The 3,408-nt window shown below is 66.6% G+C and carries 2 protein-coding genes; both read left to right on the top strand.

Going from position 1 to position 3,408, the window contains the following annotated elements; translation table 11 throughout:
* On the top strand, window positions 1-1,785 hold a 1,785-nt coding region (locus tag RJ1_RS44455), incomplete at its 5' end, for a transketolase-like TK C-terminal-containing protein (protein WP_439958227.1).
* An 18-nt stretch (window positions 1,786-1,803) separates the two neighbouring features.
* Window positions 1,804-3,276 (top strand): pyruvate kinase, encoded by a 1,473-nt coding sequence (pyk, locus tag RJ1_RS44450; RefSeq protein WP_073371065.1) that lies wholly within the window; start codon window positions 1,804-1,806, stop codon window positions 3,274-3,276.
* Window positions 3,277-3,408 lie beyond the last annotated feature (132 nt).

The raw sequence follows: 3,408 nt of genomic DNA, 5'->3' as shown, positions 1-3,408 counted from the left end.
GAGCACTTCTTCGGCCGGGACCCGCGGACGAAGGAACTGGTGAAGAACCTCTCCGACCGCGACATCTGGAACCTCAAACGCGGCGGCCACGACTACCGCAAGATCTACGCCGCGTACGCGGCGGCGATGGCGCACAAGGGTCAGCCGACCGTCATCCTGGCGCACACCATCAAGGGCTACACCCTGGGTAAGCACTTCGAGGGCCGCAACGCCACCCACCAGATGAAGAAGCTGACCCTCGACGATCTGAAGAATTTCCGGGACCTGCAGCGGATCCCGATCTCCGACGAAGAGTTGGAGAAGGACCCGAAGATGCCGCCGTACTACCACCCCGGCCCCGATGCCCCGGAAATCCAGTACATGCTGGACCGGCGCAAAGCCCTGGGTGGGTTCCTGCCCGAGCGGCGCACCAGCCCCGCACCGTTGCCGCAGCCGGCGGATTCCACGTATGACGTGGTCCGCAAGGGGTCCGGCAAGCAGCAGGTCGCGACCACCATGGCGTTGGTGCGGATCATGAAGGAGCTGTTGCGGGACAAGGAGATCGGGAAGCGGATCGTGCCGATCATCCCGGACGAGGCCCGCACCTTCGGGATGGACTCCTGGTTCCCGTCGCTGAAGATCTACAACCGCAACGGGCAGCTGTACACCGCGGTCGATGCGGACCTGATGCTGGCGTACAAGGAGTCCGAGATCGGGCAGATCCTGCACGAGGGCATCAACGAGGCCGGCTCGACGGCCTCGTTCACCGCGGTCGGCACCTCGTATGCCACCCACGGTGAGCCGATGATCCCGCTGTACATCTTCTACTCGATGTTCGGGTTCCAGCGCACCGGCGACGGCCTCTGGGCCGCCGCCGACCAGATGGCCCGCGGCTTCGTGTTGGGTGCCACCGCCGGGCGGACCACCCTCACCGGCGAAGGGTTGCAGCACGCCGACGGGCACTCGCTGCTGCTGGCGTCGACGAACCCGGCCGCCGTCGCGTACGACCCGGCGTTCTCCTACGAGATCGCGCACATCGTCAAGGACGGGCTGCGCCGCATGTACGGCGGCACCGAGGGTGTGGACGGGTTCGGTGGCGAGGACATCTTCTACTACATCACCCTCTACAACGAGCCCTACTCCCAGCCCGCCGAACCGGAGAACCTGAACGTCGAGGGCCTGCTCAAGGGCATGTACCTGTTCAAGAAATCCGAGGCATCCGGCGGCTCCGCGCCAGAACACGGGCACTCCGCAGGCTCCGCGCCAGAACACGGGCACTCCGCAGGCTCCGCGCCTAGGGCGCAGATTTTGGTCTCCGGCGTCACCATGCCCGAGGGCCTGCGGGCCCAGCAGCTGCTCGCCGACGAGTGGGGTGTGGCCGCCGACGTGTGGTCGGTCACCTCCTGGGGTGAGCTGCGCCGCGACGGCATCGAATCGGAGCGCCAGGCCCTGCGCGACCCCGGCACCGACGCCCCGCTGCCGTATGTCACGCAGGCACTGTCCGATGCGGCCGGCCCGTTCGTCGCCGCCTCCGACTGGATGCGCGCGGTCGCGGATCAGATCCGGCAGTGGGTGCCCGGCTCGTACACCACCCTCGGCACCGACGGGTTCGGCTTCTCCGACACCCGCCCCGCCGCCCGCCGGTACTTCAACGTCGACGCCGAATCCATCGTCGTCGCCGTCCTGTCCGCCCTCGCCGGTGAAGGCACCCTCGACCGCTCCAAGGCCGTCGACGCCGCCAACCGGTACCGCATCGACGACGTCCGCGCCGCCGCTGTGTCCTACGCGGACACGGGAAGCGCCTAGAGGAGAACTGAAAAACTGATGACTGCAACAGTTTCCGAACCATTCGCCGTGCCCGTCGCGCCGGCGCCGGCGTCGGCGAGGCGCACGAAGATCGTCTGCACCCTCGGGCCGGCAACGGCAACCGGCGACCGTATCCGCGAACTCGTCGACAGTGGAATGAACATCGCCCGGCTCAACTTCAGCCACGGCGAACATTCCGACCACGAGGCGAACTACCTCCGGGTGCGCGACGCGTCCGAACACACCGGCCGGGCGGTGGGCATCCTCGCCGACCTCCAGGGGCCGAAGATCCGATTGGGACGTTTCGCCGAAGGCGGCACCGTGTGGGCCGACGGCGACATCGTGCGGATCACCGTCGACGAGTGCGTCGGAACCCACGATCGGGTGTCGACCACCTACGAACAACTGGCGGAGGACGCCACGCCGGGCGACCGGTTGCTCGTCGACGACGGCAAGATCGGACTGATCGTCACCGAGGTCGACGGCAACGATGTGGTGTGCCGGGTCACCGAGGGGGGACCGGTCAGCAACAACAAGGGTGTGTCGCTGCCGGGGATGAACGTGTCGGTTCCGGCCCTGTCGGACAAGGACATCGCCGATCTCGAATTCGCGCTGCGCCTCGGCGTCGACCTCATCGCGCTGTCGTTCGTGCGGTCGGCGGCAGACATCGAACTCGTCCATGCCGTGATGGATCGCGTCGGGCGCCGGGTTCCGGTGATCGCGAAACTCGAGAAGCCCGAGGCGATCGACAACCTCGAGGCGATCGTGCGCGCATTCGACGCGGTGATGGTTGCCCGCGGCGATCTGGGCGTCGAGCTTCCCCTCGAGCAGGTGCCGCTCGCGCAGAAGCGGGCCATTCAGGTGGCCCGGGAGAACGCCAAACCGGTGATCGTCGCGACGCAGATGCTCGAGTCGATGATCGAGAATTCGCGGCCGACCCGTGCCGAGGCGTCCGACGTGGCCAACGCCGTGCTCGACGGTGCGGACGCCGTCATGCTGTCGGGCGAAACGTCCGTCGGTAAGCACGTGATGGAGACGGTCCGCACCATGGCCCGGATCATCGGTGCGGTGGAGGAGAAGTCCACGCACGTTCCGCCGCTCACGCATGTGCCCCGCACGAAGGGCGGTGTGATGTCGTACGCGGCCCGCGACATCGGGGAACGATTGGGTGCGGCGGCACTCGTCGCGTTCACTCAATCCGGGGACACCGTGCGCCGGCTGGCCCGACTGCACACGCCGTTGCCGTTGCTGGCGTTCACCCCGCTCCCGGAAGTGCGTTCTCAACTCGCGCTGACCTGGGGCACCGAGACGTTCCTCGTCGACCCCGTCGAGTCGACCGACCAGATGATCCACCAGGTCGACCACGCGCTCCTCGGCCTGGGCCGGTATCAGCGGGGCGACCTCGTGGTCATCGTCGCGGGATCGCCGCCAGGGACGGTCGGGTCGACGAACCTGATCCACGTCCACAGAATCGGCGAAGAAGACCATTGATCGGATGTGACGCTGCAACCGTACGGCCGTCCGCTATTGACAGAACACGGTAGACACGGTTTTCTCTATGTCAAGATACGAAACTGTGTTTTCGCATCGTGGAAGTTTATCAAGTGCGGAAGGTGAGTCTAG

Source organism: Rhodococcus jostii NBRC 16295 (assembly GCF_001894825.1).
GTDB lineage: Bacteria > Actinomycetota > Actinomycetes > Mycobacteriales > Mycobacteriaceae > Rhodococcus_F > Rhodococcus_F jostii.
This window is presented reverse-complemented; position numbering and strand designations above follow the sequence as displayed.